General features: G+C 71.9%; 12 protein-coding genes. 6 read left to right on the top strand and 6 right to left on the bottom strand.

The window, feature by feature from the left end; genetic code table 11:
• Positions 1-4 precede the first annotated feature (4 nt).
• The 4 genes from ACFO3Q_RS10130 to ACFO3Q_RS10115 all read left to right on the top strand — a co-directional run bounded on the left by ACFO3Q_RS10130 (position 5) and on the right by ACFO3Q_RS10115 (position 8,567).
• On the top strand, positions 5-1,186 hold the full coding sequence (locus ACFO3Q_RS10130) for an acyl-CoA dehydrogenase family protein (protein WP_377004663.1): 1,182 nt from the start codon (positions 5-7) through the stop codon (positions 1,184-1,186).
• 256 nt (positions 1,187-1,442) lie between these two features.
• The gene (locus ACFO3Q_RS10125) at positions 1,443-6,395 is read left to right on the top strand and encodes an NAD-glutamate dehydrogenase (protein ID WP_377004553.1); all 4,953 of its coding nucleotides are present in this window, start codon (positions 1,443-1,445) and stop codon (positions 6,393-6,395) included.
• Between the two features lie 187 nt (positions 6,396-6,582).
• Positions 6,583-7,356 (top strand): NAD kinase, encoded by a 774-nt coding sequence (locus ACFO3Q_RS10120; RefSeq protein WP_377004552.1) that lies wholly within the window; start codon positions 6,583-6,585, stop codon positions 7,354-7,356.
• Between the two features lie 209 nt (positions 7,357-7,565).
• A complete protein-coding gene (locus ACFO3Q_RS10115) occupies positions 7,566-8,567 on the top strand; it encodes a 5'-nucleotidase (RefSeq protein WP_377004551.1) in 1,002 nt (333 codons plus the stop codon).
• Between the two features lie 9 nt (positions 8,568-8,576).
• Here the strand turns inward: ACFO3Q_RS10115 and ACFO3Q_RS10110 are convergent, their stop codons facing one another.
• The 6 genes from ACFO3Q_RS10110 to ACFO3Q_RS10085 form a co-directional block, all read right to left on the bottom strand.
• The gene (locus ACFO3Q_RS10110) at positions 8,577-9,458 is read right to left on the bottom strand and encodes a polyprenyl synthetase family protein (RefSeq protein ID WP_377004550.1); all 882 of its coding nucleotides are present in this window, start codon (positions 9,456-9,458) and stop codon (positions 8,577-8,579) included.
• Positions 9,448-9,699 carry an exodeoxyribonuclease VII small subunit gene (locus ACFO3Q_RS10105; protein WP_377004662.1) on the bottom strand — a complete coding sequence of 84 codons (252 nt, stop codon included), beginning with the start codon at positions 9,697-9,699 and terminating at the stop codon, positions 9,448-9,450. The genes ACFO3Q_RS10110 and ACFO3Q_RS10105 overlap by 11 nt, the downstream gene beginning before the upstream one ends.
• 25 nt (positions 9,700-9,724) lie before the next feature.
• The gene (tilS, locus tag ACFO3Q_RS10100; RefSeq protein ID WP_377004549.1) at positions 9,725-11,044 is read right to left on the bottom strand and encodes a tRNA lysidine(34) synthetase TilS; all 1,320 of its coding nucleotides are present in this window, start codon (positions 11,042-11,044) and stop codon (positions 9,725-9,727) included.
• Between the two features lie 25 nt (positions 11,045-11,069).
• Entirely contained in the window at positions 11,070-11,588 is a 519-nt protein-coding gene (locus ACFO3Q_RS10095) for a methylated-DNA--[protein]-cysteine S-methyltransferase (RefSeq protein WP_377004548.1), read from the bottom strand.
• A gap of 1 nt (position 11,589) precedes the next feature.
• Positions 11,590-13,074 (bottom strand): AlkA N-terminal domain-containing protein, encoded by a 1,485-nt coding sequence (locus ACFO3Q_RS10090; protein WP_377004547.1) that lies wholly within the window; start codon positions 13,072-13,074, stop codon positions 11,590-11,592.
• Between the two features lie 212 nt (positions 13,075-13,286).
• Entirely contained in the window at positions 13,287-14,246 is a 960-nt protein-coding gene (locus tag ACFO3Q_RS10085) for an acetyl-CoA carboxylase carboxyltransferase subunit alpha (protein ID WP_377004546.1), read from the bottom strand.
• Between the two features lie 380 nt (positions 14,247-14,626).
• On the opposite strand from ACFO3Q_RS10085, the gene ACFO3Q_RS10080 reads away from it, so the two are divergent.
• Complete coding sequence (locus ACFO3Q_RS10080; protein WP_377004545.1) at positions 14,627-17,473, top strand: TonB-dependent receptor plug domain-containing protein; 2,847 nt, start codon at positions 14,627-14,629, stop codon at positions 17,471-17,473.
• An 89-nt stretch (positions 17,474-17,562) separates the two neighbouring features.
• Positions 17,563-18,213: a putative 2OG-Fe(II) oxygenase gene (locus tag ACFO3Q_RS10075; protein WP_377004544.1), complete on the top strand. Its 651-nt coding sequence runs from the start codon at positions 17,563-17,565 to the stop codon at positions 18,211-18,213.
• Positions 18,214-18,227 lie beyond the last annotated feature (14 nt).

Here is an 18,227-nt window from a genome sequence, read left to right as displayed (position 1 = left end):
CAGCATTCCCCAGGAGCAGGCCGTGGATTTCGCGTTCACCGAAGAGCAGTTGATGATCCAGGACATCGCGCGGCGCATCGCGCGCGAACGGATCGCCCCGACCGCGGCGGAGTTCGACCGCACGGGCGAGTTCCCGGCCGAGAACGTCCGTCTGCTCGGCGAGAACGGCCTGATGGGCATCGAGGTGCCGGTCGAGTACGGCGGTGCCGGCCTGGACGCCATCGGCTACGCGCTGGCGATGATCGAGATCGCCGCGGCCGACTGCGCGCACTCGACCATCATGTCGGTCAACAACTCGCTGTACTGCGCTGGCCTGCTGAAGAACGGCACCGAGGAGCAGAAGCGGCGCTTCGTGACGCCGGTGGCCTCGGGCGAGGCGGTCGGCGCCTACGCCCTGACCGAGCCGCAGTCGGGGTCCGACGCCTCGGCCATGCGCACGCGTGCGGTGCTCTCCGCCGACGGCAGCCACTACGTGGTCAACGGCAAGAAGAGCTGGATCACCTCCGGGCCGGTGGCGAAGTACGTCACCCTGTTCGCGATGACCGACCCGGAGAAGGGCGCGCGCGGCATCAGCGCCTTCGTCGTCGACACCGACGCGCCCGGCTTCCACCGCGGCAAGACCGAGCCCAAGCTCGGCATCCGCGCCTCGGCCACCTGCGAGATCGAGTTCGTCGACTACCGGGTCCCGGTGGAGAACCGCATCGGCGAGGAGGGGAAGGGGTTCGGCATCGCCATGAGCGTGCTGGATGCCGGCCGCATCGGCATCGCAGCGCAGGCCGTCGGCGTGGCGCGCGCGGCCTACGAGGCGACGCTGGACTACGTGAAGGAGCGCAAGTCCTTCGGGCAGCCCATCGGCAGCTTCCAGATGACCCAGGCCAAGATCGCCGACATGAAGTGCCGCCTCGACGCGGCGACCCTGCTGACCCTGCGCGCGGCCTGGGCCAAGCAGCAGGCGCTGGCCAGCGGGGCGCGCTACTCCACCGAGGCCTCGGTCGCCAAGCTCACGGCCTCGGAGGCGGCGATGTGGATCGCCCACCAGGCCGTGCAGATCCACGGTGGCATGGGCTATTCCAAGGAGATGCCGCTGGAGCGCTACTTCCGGGACGCCAAGATCACCGAGATCTACGAAGGCACCAGCGAGATCCAGCGGCTGGTCATCGCCCGCAACGAGACCGGGCTGCGCTGACCGGGCGGGTGCGCCGTCCGGGCAGGCTGAACGGCGCACAACGCGCGAGCTGCGCCGCAGCAGGACGGCGCCGCGGCGGGCACTCCGCCGGCAACCCGGGCAGGGGCCAGCGCTCGCGGGTCGCCAGGTGGTGGCGTCGCCCGCGGGTTGCTGCGGCCGCAGCATGACGAACGCATCAAGAAACGCGGCGCGCGGATGGCCGGCCGTCGGAGCCGGGGGCTAGAATCCGCGGATTCCCCGCCCACCCACTGGAATCATGAGCGCGCGAGCCGCCGATCCGCAGTCCCCCGACGTGTCCCTCGACCCCATCCTCGACGCCCTCCGCGCGATCGTGCCGCAGGACCGGCTGGCCCAGGCCACCGCCTTCGTCGAGGCCTTCTACGTGAGGATGTCGGCCGAGGAGTATGCGGTGCGGCCGGCCGCCGACTGGGCAGCGCTGGCCGCCGGGATGCTCGGGTTCGCGCAGCGCCGTACGCCGGGAACGGCGTCGGTCCGGGTGTTCAACGCCAACCGCGCCGAGCTGGGCTGGGAGTCGACGCATACGGTCGTGCAGATCGTCAACGACGACATGCCCTTCCTGGTGGACTCGGTCAGCATGGCGCTGGCCCAGGCCGGCGCCGCCATCCACGTCCTGGGCCATCCGGTGCTCAACGTCGAGCGCGATGCCGACGGCGCGCTGCTCGGCCTGGGCGGAAGCGCCGCCGAGTCGCTGATGCACATCGAGATCGACCGCCAGACCGACGCGGCCGACCTGGAGAAGATCCGCGAGGGCATCGCCGCCGCGCTGGAGGACGTGCGCCTCTGCGTGCGCGACTGGCGCGCGATGCGCCGGCGCATGGAGGAGATCGCGGCCGACCTGCCGAACCATCCCTCGCCGGTCCAGGGCGCCATGGTGGCCGAGGCGCAGGAATTCCTGCGCTGGGCCGCGGACGACCACTTCACCTTCCTCGGCTATCGCGAATACGCGTTCCGCCAGGCCGACGGCGATCAGCTGCTCGCCGCGGAGCCGGGCACGGGGCTGGGTCTGCTCTCCAGCGACGACCGCGCCGGCCGGCCGCGCTCGCTGAAGGCGCTGGCCGCGCAGGGCGTGGTGCCCTCGTCGCTGCCCGAGCCCATCATCCTGACCAAGACCAACGCACGCTCCACCGTCCATCGCCCCGGCTACATGGACTACATCGGCATCCTCCGCTTCGGGCCGGACGGCACGCCGGTGGGCGAGATGCGCTTCGTCGGCCTGTTCACCTCCAGCGCCTACAACCGCCGGCCCTGGGACATCCCCATGGTGCGCAGGCGCTACGCCTACGTCATGGAGCGCTCCGGCCTGCGCGGCGACAGCCACAGCGGCAAGGCGCTGCGCCACATCCTCGAGACGCTGCCGCGCGACGAGCTGTTCCAGGCCTCCGACGAGGAGCTCTACCGGACGGCCATGGGCATCCTCGGCCTGCAGGAGCGCGTGCGCTCGAAGCTGTTCCTGCGCCGCGACCGCTACGGTCGCTTCTACTCCGCGCTGGTCTACATCCCGCGCGACCGCTTCAACACCGAGACCCGGCTGCGCATCGAGGCGCTGCTGATGGAGGAGCTCGGCGGCCAGCGCATCGACACCACCATCCAGGTCGGCGAGTCGCCGCTCGCGCAGCTGCACCTCATCGTCCGCCCGAAGGCCAGCCCGCCGCCGGTGGACACCGACGCCATCGGCCGTCGCCTCGCCGAGATCGTGCGCAACTGGCACGACGAGCTGCGCGACCTGCTCGTGCGCACGCACGGCGAGGAGCGCGGCCTGCGCCTGGCGCGCGACTTCGGCCGTGCGCTGCCGCCGGGCTACATCGAGGCGGTGACGCCCAGCGGCGCCGCCTCGGACGTGGAGGAGGCCGCGGCCCTGACCGGCCCGGACGACCTGCGCCTGAGCTTCTACCGCGCCCGCCGCGGCGATCGCGAAGGCCTGCGCTTCAAGCTGTTCCGCGAGGACGAGGACATCCCGCTCTCCGACGTGCTGCCCATGATGGAGAACATGGGGCTGCGCGTGATCAACGAGCATCCCTACCAGCTGCGCACCGGCGGACGCGAGATCTACATCCACGACTTCGAGGTGGAGCGCTCCGGCGGCGCCGACCTCGACGAGGCGGCGGTCGCGCGCGTGCACGTCCGCTTCGAGGAGGCCTTCGAGCGCGTCTGGCGCGGCCTGGCCGAGAACGACGGCTTCAACCGCCTGATCCTGGCCGCCGGCCTCGACTGGCACCAGGTCGCGATGCTGCGCGGCTACTGCAAGTACCTGCTGCAGACCGGCGTGCCGTTCTCGCAGGCCTACATGGAGCAGACCCTGCTCGACTACCCGCTGGCCGCCCGCGTGCTGGTGGAGCTGTTCGCCTCGCGCTTCGACCCGGCGCACGACGCCCCGGCGCGCAGCGAGCTGGAGGCCATCCGCGAGGCGCTCAGGGAGGAGCTCGTCGGCATCGCGACGCCGGAGCAGCGCCAGGAGATCGGGACCGTCATCGAGGAGGTCGCCTACGCCCGCGGGCTGGACCGCGACGCGCAGATGGACGCCTGCCGCGACGCGCTGGCGATCCTGCTCGACCGCGTCTCCAGCCTCGACGAGGACCGCATCCTGCGCAGCTTCCAGGGCGTCATCGAGGCGACCCTGCGCACGAACTACTATCAGTGCGACGCCGCGGGCGCGCCGCGCGAGTTCATCAGCTTCAAGTTCGATTCCAACCGCGTGCCCGACCTGCCGAAGCCGCGGCCGTACCGCGAGATCTTCGTGTACTCGCCGCGGGTCGAGGGCATCCACCTGCGCTTCGGCCCGGTGGCGCGCGGCGGCCTGCGCTGGTCCGACCGCCGCGAGGACTTCCGCACCGAGGTGCTGGGCCTGGTCAAGGCGCAGATGGTGAAGAACACCGTGATCGTGCCGGTCGGCGCGAAGGGCGGCTTCATCGTCAAGCGCCCGCCGGTCGGCGGCGACCGCGACGCGCAGCAGGCCGAGGGCATCGCCTGCTACAAGATCTTCATCAGCGGCCTGCTGCAGATCACCGACAACCTGGTGGACGGCGAGGTGGTGCACCCGCCGCAGGTCGTCCGCCACGACGGCGACGATCCCTACCTCGTGGTCGCGGCCGACAAGGGCACCGCCAGCTTCTCCGACATCGCCAACGGCCTGTCGATCGAGCACGGCTTCTGGATGGGCGACGCCTTCGCCTCCGGCGGCTCGGTCGGCTACGACCACAAGGGCATGGGCATCACGGCGAAGGGTGCGTGGGAGTCGGTCAAGCGCCACTTCCGCGCCCTGGGCGTCGATTCGCAGGGCGAGGACTTCACCGTCGTCGGCATCGGCGACATGTCCGGCGACGTGTTCGGCAACGGCATGCTGCTGTCCGAGCACATCCGCCTGGTGGCGGCCTTCGACCATCGCCACATCTTCCTGGACCCCGATCCCGACGCGGCGCGCTCGTTCAAGGAGCGCCAGCGCATGTTCGCGCTGCCGCGCTCGAGCTGGGCGGACTACGACCCGTCGCTGATCAGCCGCGGCGGCGGCGTGCACCCGCGGTCCGCGAAGAGCATCGCGCTGACGCCCGAGGTCAAGGCGAGCCTCGGCATCGATCCGTCGATCGAACGCATGACGCCGAACGAGCTGATGACGGCGATCCTCAGGGCGCCGGTCGACCTGCTCTGGAACGGCGGCATCGGCACCTACGTCAAGGCCTCGACCGAGAGCCACGAGGAGGTCGGCGATCGCGCCAACAACGCGATCCGCGTCGACGGTTGCGACCTGCGCTGCAGGGTGGTGGGCGAGGGCGGCAACCTGGGCCTGACCCAGCGCGGCCGCATCGAGGCCGCGCTCAACGGCGTGCTGCTCAACACCGACTTCATCGACAACTCCGCCGGCGTGGACACCTCGGACCACGAGGTCAACATCAAGATCCTGCTGAACGCCGCCGTGAAGACGGGCGCACTCACCGAGGCGCAGCGCAACGCGCTGCTGGCCGAGATGACCGACGAGGTCGAGCGCCTGGTCCTGTGGGACAACATCCGCCAGAACCAGGCCATCAGCCTGATGGAGCGGATGAGCGTGTCGCGCCTCGGCGCCAAGCAGCACTTCATCCAGGTGCTGGAGGCGCAGGGCCTGCTCGACCGCGCCATCGAGTACCTGCCGACGGACGCCGAGTTCGCCGACCGCCGCGAGCGCGGTCTCGGCCTGACCCGCCCGGAGCTGGCGATCCTGCTGTCGTACTCCAAGATCGTCGCCTTCAACCAGCTCCTGGAGTCCGACGTCCCCGAGGACCCGTACCTCTCCAAGGAGCTTGCGCGCTACTTCCCGGTGCCGCTGCAGGAGCGCTTCGGCGACCTGATGGAGAACCACCGCCTGCGTCGCGAGATCATCGCCACCGCGGTCACCAACTCCATGGTCAACCGCATGGGCGCGACCTTCCTGCTGCGCATGCAGGAGGACACCGGACGCGGCCCGGCCGACGTGGCCAAGGCCTACAGCATCGTGCGCGAGGCGCTGGACGCGCGCGGCCTCTGGGTCGCGATCGACGACCTCAACCTCGTGGTGTCCGACGCCGCGCAGGTGGACGCGCTGCTCGCGGTGTGGAACCTGCTGCGCACGCTCAGCCGCTGGCTGCTCAACCGCCCGAACGTCTCGCTGGACATCGCCGAGTCGGTCGCCCGCGTGCAGCCGGGGCTCGATGCGCTGCGCGCCAGCCTGCCGGGCGTGCTGCCCGAGGCCTGGCACGGCGAGTTCGCCGACGAGTGCGCGGCCTGGGCGGGCAAGGGCTTCCCGGAGCCGCTGGCCCGCGACCTGGCGACCCTGCGCTTCCTCAACGTGGCGGCGGACATCATCGCCGTGGCGGTGGAGCGCGCGCGCCCAGTGGAGGAGATCGCGCGGGTCTACTACGCGCTCGGCGACGCCCTGCACCTGCGCTGGATGATCGAGCGCATGGAGGAGCTGCCGGTCGAGGGCCGCTGGCACGCGAACGCACGTGGCGTGCTGCGCGACCAGCTCCAGGCCCAGCAGGGCGCCCTGGTCGGCCAGGTGCTGGACCTGTGCGGCGGCGAGGCGGATCCGGTGCAGGCCTGGCTGGAGCGCGACGACGCCACCCTGCGCGCGACCCGCGCGACGCTCGACGACATCCGCGGGCAGAAGGCGCTCGACTACCCGACGGCCTTCGTCGCTGTCCGGCGCGTCGCGCTGCTCATCGGCAACATGACGGGCTGAGGCCGCACCCGGGCGCCTGCGGCCGCAGGCGTCCGGGTGGGTGTCGTGCGCGTCGCGGCGGGACGCAGGCGCCGTTGGCGCGGCGCCGCGCGCGCCCGGCCCCGCGCAGCCCGGGACCCTCCGCGCTCACCCAAAGCGCCTGACAGGCTCTAAGCTTCGGCATCCGTCGAACAGGGTGTGGCCCCACGTGCTTCCCGAACAGCCCCGCATCGCCTTCCTCGCCAGCCGTGCCGAGGACGCGCAGTCCGCGCTGGCGGAACTGGTGCGCGTGCACGGCCAGCACGATCCGCGCGAGGCCGACGTGCTGTGCGCGCTCGGCGGCGACGGATTCATGCTGCAGACCCTGCATCGCCATGGCGACCTCGGCGTGCCGGTGTTCGGCATGAAGCGCGGCACGGTCGGCTTCCTCATGAACCACTACCGCGACGAGGAGCTCCTCGCTCGCCTGGCGGCGGCGCAGCCGGCGGTGCTCAAGCCGCTGGAGATGGAGGCGCTGACCGAGTCCGGCGCGAGCGTGCGCACGCTGGCCTACAACGAGGTGTCGCTGCTGCGGCAGACCCGCCAGGCGGCGCACATCGCCATCCACCTCAACGGCCGCAGCCGGCTCGACGAGCTGGTCGCCGACGGCGTGCTGGTTGCCACCCCTGCCGGCAGCACCGCCTACAACTACTCCGCGCACGGACCGATCCTGCCGCTGGGCGCCGGCGTGATCGCGCTGACGCCGATCGCCCCCTTCCGCCCCCGCCGCTGGCGCGGCGCGCTGCTGCGTGCCGGCACGGAAATCCGCTTCGAGGTCCTCGACCCGCTCAAGCGCCCCGTCAGCGCCACCGGCGACTCCCACGAGGTCCGCGACGTCGTCGAGGTCACCGTCCGCGAATCGCAGTCGCACACGGTCACCCTGCTGTTCGACCCCGAGCACAATCTCGAGGAGCGGATCATGAATGAGCAGTTCGTTACCTAGGAGAAGCGGGAGTCGGGAAGCGGGAATCGGGATCGGGAGGCCGCGGATGCGGCGAGGCTTGCTCCAGGTCGCGGCTGGATGTGGCCGTCTCCGAGCTTGAGTACGCTCATGTTCCCTGTTCCCTGTTCCCTGTTCCCTGTTCCCTGTTCCTCGTCCTGCGCCCCGATTCCCGATTCCCGATTCCCCCTTCCCGCTTCACCCAGAACGCCATGCCCACCCCAACCCCCAGCCCCATGCCCCCCGCCGAGCCGGATCCCGATCGCCTGGTCGTGGCGATCACGGCGCGGGCGCTGTTCGATCTCGAGGACAGCCACAGTCTGTTCGAGAGCGACGGGCTGGATGCGTATTCGGCCTACCAGCGCGAGCGCGAGAACGAGCCGCTGCAGCCGGGGATCGCCTTCCCGCTGGTCAGGAAGCTGATCGGCCTCAACGCCAACGACGACCCGGAGGCGCCGCGGGTCGAGGTCATCCTGCTGTCGCGCAACTCCGCCGACACCGGCCTGCGCATCTTCAACTCGATCGAGCACTACGGCCTGCGCATCATCCGCGCGGTGTTCACCAGCGGCGCGCCCACTGCGCCCTACATCAAGCCGTTCGGGGCGCAGCTGTTCCTGTCGGCGAACCCGGAATCGGTGCGCAACGCGCTCGATGCGGGCATCGCCGCGGCGACCATCCTGCCGGCCCGCGCGCCGGAGGCCGAGCCCGCGCATCCGCAGCTGCGCATCGCCTTCGACGGCGACGCGGTGATCTTCTCCGACGAGTCCGAGCGCATCTCGCAGGAGCAGGGCGTGGCGGCCTTCCATGCCAACGAGCGCGAGCTCGCGGACACGCCGCTGTCGGGCGGGCCGTTCAAGGGCTTCCTCGCCGCGCTGCACTCGCTGCAGCAGGCCTTCCCGGAGAAGGACTCGCCGATCCGCACCGCCCTGGTGACGGCGCGCTCGGCGCCCGCGCACAAGCGCGTGATCCTGACGCTGCGCGAGTGGGGCGTGCGCCTCGACGAGGCGCTGTTCCTCGGCGGGCGGGACAAGGGGCCGTTCCTGCGCGCCTTCGGGGCCGACCTGTTCTTCGACGACTCCATGCGCAACATCGACAGCGCCCGGGCTCACGTCGCCACCGGGCACGTGCCGCACGGCGTCTCCAACCCACGCGCCGAGCACGCGGTCGACACCGCCCTGACGGATCCCGACACGCCGGCCGGGCCGGCGCGCTGAGCGGCGGCCCTAGCTGCTGCGCTCGACCGCGAGCGTCGCCAGGGCGAGCAGGTCGTCGGCGCGCGGGCCGTCCTCGGCGAGCAGGGCGCGCATGAGCCCGGCCTGTTCCGCCAGCCGTGCACGTGCGCCGTCGAGGCCGAGCAGGGCCGGATAGGTGGACTTGGCCTGCGCCGCGTCCTTGCCCGCCGTCTTGCCGAGCGTGGCCGCATCGCCCTCGACGTCCAGGATGTCGTCGCGGATCTGGAAGGCCAGGCCCAGCGCGCCGGCGTAGCGCTCCAGGCGCGCGAGGGTCTGCGCGTCGGCGCCGCCGGCGAGCGCGCCCATGCGAACGGCGGCGCGGACCAGGGCGCCGGTCTTGGCGGCGTGCATGGTCTCCAGCGCGTCCAGGTCCTGGAGCCGGCCGGTCGCGTCGATGTCGAGCGCCTGGCCGCCGCACATGCCGCGCGAGCCGGCCGCCAGGGCCAGCGTCCGCACGATCTCGAGGGCCACCGCCGGCGCCACCGCGCTCTCGGCCGCGACCTGGAACGCGAGCGCCTGCAGGGCGTCGCCGGCGAGGATGGCGGTCGCCTCGTCGTAGGCCACGTGGACGGTCGGCTGGCCGCGACGCAGCGCGTCGTCGTCCATCGCGGGCAGGTCGTCGTGCACCAGCGAATAGGCGTGGATCAGCTCCACCGCCACCGCCGCACCGTCGAGCGGCGCGGCATCCGCCGCGCCGGCGAAGCGGCCTGCGGCGTAGACCAGCAGCGGGCGCAGGCGCTTCCCGCCCCCGAGCACCGCGTGCCGCATCGCCCCGTGCAGCCGGACCGGTGCGAGGTCGGCGGGCGGAAGGTGGGTCTCGAGCAGGGCGTCGATGCGCGCGCGCCAGCGGGCGAACCGCGCGTCAGGCGTCATCGCGCTCGAACGGCTGTGCGCTCTCGGGATCGAGCGGGTCGCTCAGGAGCTTGACGCGCAGTTCGGCCTGTTCGAGCGCGCTGCGGCACTGCCGGTACAGCCCGACGCCGCGCTCGTAGGCGGCGAGCGAGTCGTCGAGCGAGAGATCGCCCTTCTCCATCTTCAGGACGAGGGCCTCGAGCGCGTCCAGCGACTGTTCGAAGGCGGCGACGGGTGCGGTGTCGTCGGGCAGGTCGGGCATGGGTTCGGACGGCGTCGGCATGCGCTCAAGTTTGCCATACCAGGCGTTGTCCACGGACCTCCAGCCATGCCTGCAGGCGCGCCGAGACCAGGAGGTCGCCGGCCGCGAGCAGCTCGCCGTCGTCGGCGAACAGCAGCGGCAGGCGCGCCCGCTCCCAGGGCGGCACGGCGGCGTCCTGCAGCAGGTGCTTCAGCGCGTGCGAGTGCGCGCGTCCGGGCAGGCGCATGCGTTCGCCGCCGCGGCGCGCGCGGACGCGGAAGGCCGCTGCCGGCGCGTGCGCAGGTGCGGCGCCCGCGACCGCTTCCAGCAGGAGCAGACCGCCGCCGGGCAGCGGGAGCGGCGAGGCGCCGTCCCAGGCGAGGTCGAGCCCGGCGGGCAGGGCGTCGCGCAGCGGCGCGGCGTGCAGCAGCGTGCGCCAGCGGGTGATGGCGGCGCCGCACCAGCGGAACTGCGCCTGTGCGTCCCGGCGGACCGTCAGCAGCGCCTCGACCGCGGCGCTGCCCGAGGCGGGCAGCGGCGGCAGTCCGCATGCGGCCACCCAGTGGCGCACGACCCGCGCGCGCCGCGCGGGCGGCAGCCGGAGCAGGCCCGGCACGTCCAGCGTCGCCGGGTCGAGTCCCTGCACCTGCGCGAGCGCGCCCGCGTCCTCGCGCGCCAGCAGGCCGGCGGCCTCCGCGCACAGCGTCGCGCTCCGGGCGAGGGACGCGGCCGCGTCCGGCCAGCGGGCCCGCAACAGGGGCATGACGGCGCTGCGCAGGCGGCTGCGGTCGTGCCGGAGGTCGGTGTTGGCCGGATCCTCGACGACCGGCAGACCGTGCCGGACGACGTGGTCGATCAACACCTCGCGCGGAACGTCGAGCAGCGGGCGCCACAGCCAGCCCCGGCCGAGCGGACGCAGGGGACGCATGCCCGCCAGCCCGTCCGGCCCGCTGCCGCGCAGGGCGCGCAGCAGGAAGGTCTCGGCCTGGTCGTCGCGATGGTGGGCGACCACGAGGCGCTCGCCCGGCTCCAGGTGGGCCTCGGCCGCCGCGTAGCGCGCCTCGCGCGCCGCGCCCTCGAGTCCGCCGGCCGAGGCGGAGACCTCGACGCGGACCACCGCGAGAGGCACGTCGAGCGCCTGCGCACGGTGGGCGCAGCGGGCCGCCCAGGTCGCGCTGTCGGCGTGCAGGCCGTGGTCGACGTGCAGGGCGCGCAGGCCGTGCACGCGTGCGGCATCCAGCCGCGAGAGCGCGTGCAGCAGGGCGGTGGAGTCGGGGCCGCCGCTGAAGGCGACGCACAGCGGCGCCGGCTCCGCGGCATCGAGCGCGGCGGCGAGATGGTCGGTCAGCGGATCGTTCGTCGGCATGCGCACATGATGCGGCACGCCATCCTCAGGCCGACGCGCGCAGTGCGGCATGGCGCGCCTCGTGCGCCAGCAGCCAGCGCTTGGTGTCGAGGCCCCAGAGGAAACCACCGAGCGTGCCGTCGCTGCGCAGGACGCGGTGGCAGGGCACCACCAGCGCGACCGGGTTGCCGGCGCAGGCACTGCCGGCGGCGCGCACCGCGCGCGCGTTGCCGCAGCGGGCGGCGAGCGCGGCGTAGCTCACGGTGGTGCCGGGAGCGATGCCGCGCATGGCATCCCGGGCCGCCTGCACGAAGCCGGCGCCGGGCCGGGCGACGGGCAGTGCGTCGATGGCGTACAGGTCGCCCTCGAAGTAGGCGAGCACGGCCGTACTGGTGGCGCCGAGCTCCGGCCGTACGTGCAGCCGCACCGGCGCACGCAGCGTCGGGGCGAGGCGTTCGGGCGCGGGCGCGAAGCCGACGGCATGCAGCACGCCGTCGGCATCCTGCAGCAGGCTGAGCGGGCCGACCGGCGTGGCGTGGGTGGTGGCGTCGAGGACGAGCGGCATGTCAGGCCTCCTGGAGCGGGCGGCGCCGGGCGGGCGCGGCGCCGGCGAGATGGGTCCACAGGTGCAGGGTCGCGTAGGCGCGCCAGGGCCGCCAGGCCTCGGCGCGGCGGGCGAGGGCGCGGGCGTCCAGGGGCTGGCCCAGTCCCGCCATGGCGTTGCGCAGGCCGATGTCCGTGGCGGGAAAGGCGTCCGGATCGCGCAACGCGCGCATCGCGACGTATTCGGCCGTCCACGGACCGAAGCCGGGCAGTGCGCACAGGGCCTCGCGGGTCCGGGCGCGGTCGCTGCCCGCGTCGAGTTCCACCTCGCCCGACAGCACAGCGCGCGCCAGCGCCTGCAGCGCCCGGATGCGCCCGCCGGTCAGGCCGAGGCCCCCCAGGTCGTCGTCCAGCAGGGCCTGCGGCGTGGGGAACAGGCGGTCGATCTCGCCCTCCGGCGCGGCCAGGGGCGTGCCGAGCCGCGCCACCAGGCGTCCCGCGAGCGTGCGTGCGCCCTGCACCGTGACCTGCTGGCCCAGGACCGCGCGTACCGCCAGCTCGAAGCCGTCGACATGGCCGGGCACGCGCAGGCCGGGTCGGCCCGCCACCAGCGGCGCGAGCAGTGGGTCGGTCGCCAGCGCGGCGTCCACCGCGCGCGGGTCGGCGTCCATGTCGAACAGGCGGCGGACGCGTGCGACCGCATCCGCCAGATCGCGCAGGTCGTCCAGGCGCAGGCGGACGCGGGCATGTCCCGCCGCGGCATCGGGTGCGACGGCGACGATCGCGCCGCCATGCGCGAGCCGCAGGCTGCGCAGGTAGGTGCCCGCCTCGAGGCGTTCGATGCCGGGCACTGCGCGGCTGCCGAGGAAATCCAGCAGCGGGACGTGCGCGAACGGCGTCCGGACGGCGACGCGCAGCACGATCTCGCGGCTGTCGCCGGTCGTGCGTGGGCGGCGGCCCCGCAGCGCTCCCGGAGCGCAGCCGAAGGCCTCGTGCATGCTGGCGTTGAACTGGCGGATGCTCGCGTAGCCCGCGGCGAAGGCGACGTCGGTCACCGGCAGGGCGGTGGCCTCCAGCAGCATGCGCGCGGTCTGTGCGCGTCGGGTGCGGGCGATGGCCAGCGGGCCGACGCCGACCTCGGCGACCATCTCCCGGTGCAGGTGGCGGGGCGAGATCGACAACCGCGCGGCGAGCGCGTCCACGCCGGCCTCATCCAGGGCGCCGGCATGGATGAGACGCAGCGCCCGGGCGACCCGGTCGGCGCGCGCGTCCCACGCCGGCGAGCCGGGACTGGCCTCGGGGCGGCAACGGCGGCAGGCGCGGAAGCCGGCGGCCTGCGCGGCCGCGGCGCTGTCGAAGAACTGCACGTTCTCCCGCCGCGGCGTCCGCGCCGGGCAGCTCGGCCGGCAGTAGATCCCGGTCGTGCGCACCGCGGTGAAGAACACCCCGTCGTAGCGCTCGTCGCGACTGGCGATGGCGCGGTAGCGCGCGTCGAAGGTATCGGCCATGCGCGCAGTATCGCGCCGCCGGGCGGGCGGGACTGGCGGATTTCGGACGGGGCGGTGGGGGCGAGGGTGGAGCGGGAATCGGGAAACGGGAATCGGGACTGGAAGTCCAAGGTGCCGCCACGGGGCGTCTTCGCCGCCCTGGCGAATGCAGGGCTCGCCGCCTACGCAGCCTTCAGGTCCCTCTTCCCGATTCCCGCCTCATCCTTCCCGCATCACCCCACCTCGTACGCCCCATACGCCCGCAGCCGTTCGTAGCGTCGCTGCAGCAGGGTGTCGACGTCCTGGCCTTCGAGGGCGGCGATCTCGTTCAGGAGGATCGCCTTGAGCCGGGTCGCCATGGAACGCGGGTTGCGGTGCGCGCCGCCGAGCGGTTCGCGCACCACCTTGTCGACGAGGCCGAGGCCGTGCAGGCGTCGGGCGGTGAGCCCGAGCGCCTCGGCGGCGTCCTTGGCGCGGTCGGCGGACTTCCACAGGATCGAGGCGCAGCCCTCGGGGGAGATCACCGAGTAGGTGCTGTATTCGAGCATGAGCGTGCGGTCGCCGACGCCGATGGCCAGCGCGCCGCCGGAACCGCCTTCGCCGATCACGGTGCAGACGATGGGCACGCGCAGTTCGCTCATCTCCAGCAGGTTGCGGGCGATGGCCTCGGACTGCCCACGCTCCTCGGCGCCGACGCCCGGGTAGGCGCCGGGCGTGTCGATGAAGGTCAGCACCGGCAGGCGGAAGCGCTCGGCCAGCTTCATCAGGCGCAGCGCCTTGCGGTAGCCCTCCGGGCGCGGCATGCCGAAGTTGCGCTTGATCTTGCTCTTGGTGTCGCGCCCCTTCTGGTGGCCGATCAGCACGGCGCCGCGGCCGCCGATGCGCGCCAGGCCGCCGACGATCGCCGGGTCGTCCGCGAAGGCGCGGTCGCCCGCGAGCTCGTGGAACTCGTCGCAGATCAGCTTGACGTAGTCCAGCGTGTAGGGGCGCGCGGGGTGCCGTGCCACCTGCGAGATCTGCCAGGGCGTGAGGTCCCGGAAGATCTCGGCGCTGCGCTGGCGCAGCTTGCCCTGCAGGGTGCGGATCTCGGCCTCGACGTCCACTTCCGAGCCGGTACCGGCGTGGCGCAGTTCCTGGATCTTGCCCTCCAGGTCGGCGATGGGCTGTTCGAAGTCGAGGAAGTTCGGGTTCATGCGGACGGGCGCGGACCAGCGGAAACGGTGCGGAAGGATAGCCGATGGGCGCCGTACGGCTCAGTTCGGCCCGGTATGGATGCGCCCGAGGATCGCGGCGCATGCAGGGCACCGGGCGCGGTGCCGCGAGGGCCCTGGCGTGGGCTGCGGCGGCGGTCCGATGGTCGATTCGCGCTCCGCGTTCTGCGGGGGCAGCGTCGATTACAGGTCATGATCCGTGATGTCCATCACAAAAATAGAGCTGACCTGCGCGAGATAAACGATATATTCATCCTGCATTAACAAGAAAGTCGGCGTTCGTTCATGCAGATGTAGCGCTTTCGTGCATGGCCGTGGACCGGCTCGAGAAGGGGAGGGTCACTCTCAAGGGGAGATCCAGGATGACCTTCACGCTGCAGCCGCTCAGCAAAGCGATCGCAATGGCCTGCGCCGGCGCGACCATCGTCTTCGTCGCACCTGCCGTCGCGCAGGAAAGCTCCGCTCCGACCACCCTCGACCGCGTCCAGGTCACCGGCTCGCGCATCCCGCGGGTGGACATGGAATCCTCCCAGCCGGTGTTCTCGCTGGGACGCGACGACATCCTCGCCGAGGGCCTCACCTCCGTCGGCGACGTGCTCCAGAACCTCAGCATCGCGGGCTACGGCCTGAACACCAACGTCAACAACGGCGGCAACGGCGAGACCCGGATCAGCCTGCGCAACCTCGGTGCGAGCCGGACGCTGGTGCTGGTCAACGGCCGCCGATGGGTCGGCGGCACGGGCCTCGGCGGGCCGGTCGACATCAACACCATCCCGACCGCCGCGGTCGAGCGCATCGAGGTGCTGAAGGACGGCGCCTCGGTCATCTACGGCGCCGACGCCATCGCCGGCGTGGTGAACATCATCCTGCGGTCGAACTTCGACGGCTTCGAGGCGAACGCCTACTACGGCCAGTACGGGCAGGGCGACGGCGCGCGCGAGGCCTACGACGTGACCGTGGGCGGGACGGGCGACCGCTGGTCCACGACCTTCGGCGTGGGTTACGTCAAGGAAGAGCCCGTGATGGCGGGCGACCGCACGCTCTCCGCCGTTCCGACCTTCGGCACCGGCAACTACTACGGAAGCTCCAACACGCCGAACGGGCGCTTCGGCTTCGGCCCGCGCGGCAACCTGCGGCCGGACGGCAGCACGGGGTCGGTCACCAACGACGGGCCCGGGACCCCGACCCGGCCCTACGTGGGCGGCGCGACCGGCGACGCCTACAACTTCGCGCCGGACAACTACCTGGTGACGCCGCAGGAGCGGATCTCGCTCTTCGGCAACGCCACCTACGACCTCACCGACCGCGTCCGCTTCCTGGCGACGGCGACCTACAACGAGCGCGAGTCCGAGCAGCTCCTGGCGGCGATGCCGGTCAGCCTCGGCGCCGCCGGGCCCGGCACCCGCGGCGCCGACATCGTCTGGTCCGCGGACAGCATCTACAACCCCTTCGGTCAGGACGTCACCTCCGTCGCGCGGCGCGTCAACGAATCCGGCGGCCGTTCCTTCCGCCAGACCGTCGATACCACCGCGGCCTCCGTCGGCCTGGAGGGCGACTTCGACGTCGGCAGCCGCTACTACGCCTGGGACGTGGGCTACTTCCATGGCAGGAACAAGAACAGCCAGACCACCGAGGGCCTCTTCACCTACACCGCGCTGGCGAACGCCCTGGGGCCGTCCTTCATCGACGCGACCGGGGTGCCGACCTGCGGTACCCCGGGCGCCCCCATCGCAGGCTGCGTGCCGCTGGACATCTACGGCGCGGGCTCCATCACCCCCGAGATGCTCGACTACCTGAGCTTCACCGCGCACGACAACCGCCGCTACCAGAACAGCTACTGGTACGCGACGATCTCCGGCGACATCGTCGCCCTGCCTGCCGGGCCGCTGCAGTTCTCCTTCGGTGCCGAGAGCCGCACCGAGAAGGGCTACGACCAGCCCGACGCCCTGATCAACGCCGGCGACACGACCGGCAACGCGCGTACCGCGACGATCGGCTCCTACGACGTGGACGAAGCCTACCTGGAGCTCAACATCCCGATCCTGGCGAACGTGCCGGGGGCGCGCCTGCTCGACCTCAACGTGGCCAGCCGCTATTCGGACTACAGCTCCTTCGGCGACACCACCAACAGCAAGGCCGGCTTCCGCTGGAAGCCCATCGACGACCTGATGGTCCGCGGCAACTACACCCAGGGCTTCCGCGCGCCGGCGATCTCCGAACTGTTCCAGGGACGCTCCGATTCCTATCCCTCGGTCACCGACCCCTGCTCCATCGGCCAGTTCGCTCTGCTCAGCCCCGACGCGCAGGGACGCTGCCTCGCCCAGGGCGTGCCGGCGGGCGGCTATGCGCAGGCCAACAGCCAGCAGCGCATCACCGTCGGCGGCAACCCGGACGTGCAGCCCGAGACCTCGACCAGCAAGACGCTGGGCTTCGTCTACAGCCCCAGCTTCGCACCGGGGCTCGACGTCTCGGTCGACTGGTGGAACATCGAGATCCGCGACACGATCACCACCTTCAGCGCCAACAACATCCTGACGCAGTGCATCGTGCAGGGCATCCAGAGCTTCTGCGACCTTTACTCGCGCACGCCCGAGGGCCCGCTGGAGGACCTGCTCTCGGTGCAGACCAACATCGGCAGCAGCGAGATCGAGGGCTTCGACGTCACCCTCAACTACAGCCTGCGGGACACCCGCGTCGGCGATTTCAGCTTCACGCTCGACACGACCTACATCGGCTTCTACAAGGAGGACCGCGACGGCGACGGCGTGCGCGGGACCCGCGCCGATGGCGACAACCTGATCGGCACCTACGGCAATCCCTACTGGCGCCTCCGCTCCAATCTCGGCGCGCGCTGGCGCTACGGCGACTTCGGTGCGACCTGGAACGCCCGCTACTACTCGGGCGTGGTGGAGGCCTGCCAGTCCATCGCGAACGCGGGCTTCCCGGAACTGTGCTCCGAAGGCGTGGGGCGGATCGTCGACAACGCCGCCGGCAATCCGACCCTGGCGGCACGCAACCGCCTCGGCGGCTCGACCTTCCACGACGTCAGCGCCTTCTGGGAAGCGCCGTGGGAGGGACGAGTGACCCTGGGTGCGAACAACGTGCTCAACAAGGAACCGCCGCGCTCTGTGAATGCGACGAACAGCTTCCCGGCGATGTACGACATCCCGGGCCGCTTCGTGTACATGCGCTACTCGCAGCGCTTCTGATCCGCCGCCGGCGGCTCCGGACACGGCCCCGCGCGGGGCCGTGTTCCCGGGGCGCAGCGGCCGGCAGCTTCCGACGGAGTCGTACAGCATTGGCCAGACCCAGCATCTACCCGGCGTTCGCCGTTCCCTTTTCCGACGCGGACATGCCGGAGGCCGAGGCGCTCAACGCCGAGCTTCGGGCCCTGCTGCTGGAACGCGAGCGCGAGGGGACGTACGCCAATCCCAATCCCTCGCTCACCCTGCACCCGGGCGTCTTCGAGAGCGACTTCACCCTGTTCTCCTGGCCGGAGCCCTGCATCCTGCGCCTGCGCGACTTCTGCTGGCGGATGCTGGGCCTGACCATCCAGGAGCTCAACGGGTACGGCGAGGAGGAGATGCGCCGTCTGCAGATCTTCTCCCACACCTGGTACCACGTGACCCGCCACGGCGGCTTCACCGTCACCCATACCCACCCGATGGCGTCGTGGTCGGGCGTGTACTGCGTCGATCCCGGGGACACGCCGGCGGACCGTCCGGAGTCCGGCGTGCTGCGTTTTCACAATCCGCACGGCTACAGCGACCTGTTCCGGGACGCCGGCAACCTGCGCCCGGCGATGCCCTACCACCACGGCACCTGGAACATCCGCTTCCGTGCCGGGCAGCTGGTGCTGTTCCCCTCGTGGATCCCCCACGAGGTGCTGCCCTACTACGGCAGCGGCGAGCGCATCACCGTCGCGTTCAACACCTGGTTCAGGATGTAGCTGCCGCGCGGGCC

Origin of the sequence: Coralloluteibacterium thermophilum, assembly GCF_042654365.1 — a bacterium.
Taxonomy (GTDB): Bacteria; Pseudomonadota; Gammaproteobacteria; order Xanthomonadales; family Xanthomonadaceae; genus Coralloluteibacterium; species Coralloluteibacterium thermophilum.
This window is presented reverse-complemented; position numbering and strand designations above follow the sequence as displayed.

What these genes read in the sequence shown, in the direction of transcription:
- ACFO3Q_RS10080 (WP_377004545.1), top strand. Translation starts at nt 14,627, where the DNA reads ATGACCTTCACGCTGCAGCCGCTCAGCAAAGCGATCGCAATGGCCTGC.
- ACFO3Q_RS10095 (WP_377004548.1), bottom strand. Translation starts at nt 11,588, where the DNA reads ATGCCGCTCGTCCTCGACGCCACCACCCACGCCACGCCGGTCGGCCCG.
- ACFO3Q_RS10125 (WP_377004553.1), top strand. Translation starts at nt 1,443, where the DNA reads ATGAGCGCGCGAGCCGCCGATCCGCAGTCCCCCGACGTGTCCCTCGAC.
- ACFO3Q_RS10110 (WP_377004550.1), bottom strand. Translation starts at nt 9,458, where the DNA reads ATGACGCCTGACGCGCGGTTCGCCCGCTGGCGCGCGCGCATCGACGCC.
- ACFO3Q_RS10105 (WP_377004662.1), bottom strand. Translation starts at nt 9,699, where the DNA reads ATGCCCGACCTGCCCGACGACACCGCACCCGTCGCCGCCTTCGAACAG.
- ACFO3Q_RS10090 (WP_377004547.1), bottom strand. Translation starts at nt 13,074, where the DNA reads ATGGCCGATACCTTCGACGCGCGCTACCGCGCCATCGCCAGTCGCGAC.
- ACFO3Q_RS10115 (WP_377004551.1), top strand. Translation starts at nt 7,566, where the DNA reads ATGCCCACCCCAACCCCCAGCCCCATGCCCCCCGCCGAGCCGGATCCC.
- ACFO3Q_RS10085 (WP_377004546.1), bottom strand. Translation starts at nt 14,246, where the DNA reads ATGAACCCGAACTTCCTCGACTTCGAACAGCCCATCGCCGACCTGGAG.
- tilS (WP_377004549.1), bottom strand. Translation starts at nt 11,044, where the DNA reads ATGCCGACGAACGATCCGCTGACCGACCATCTCGCCGCCGCGCTCGAT.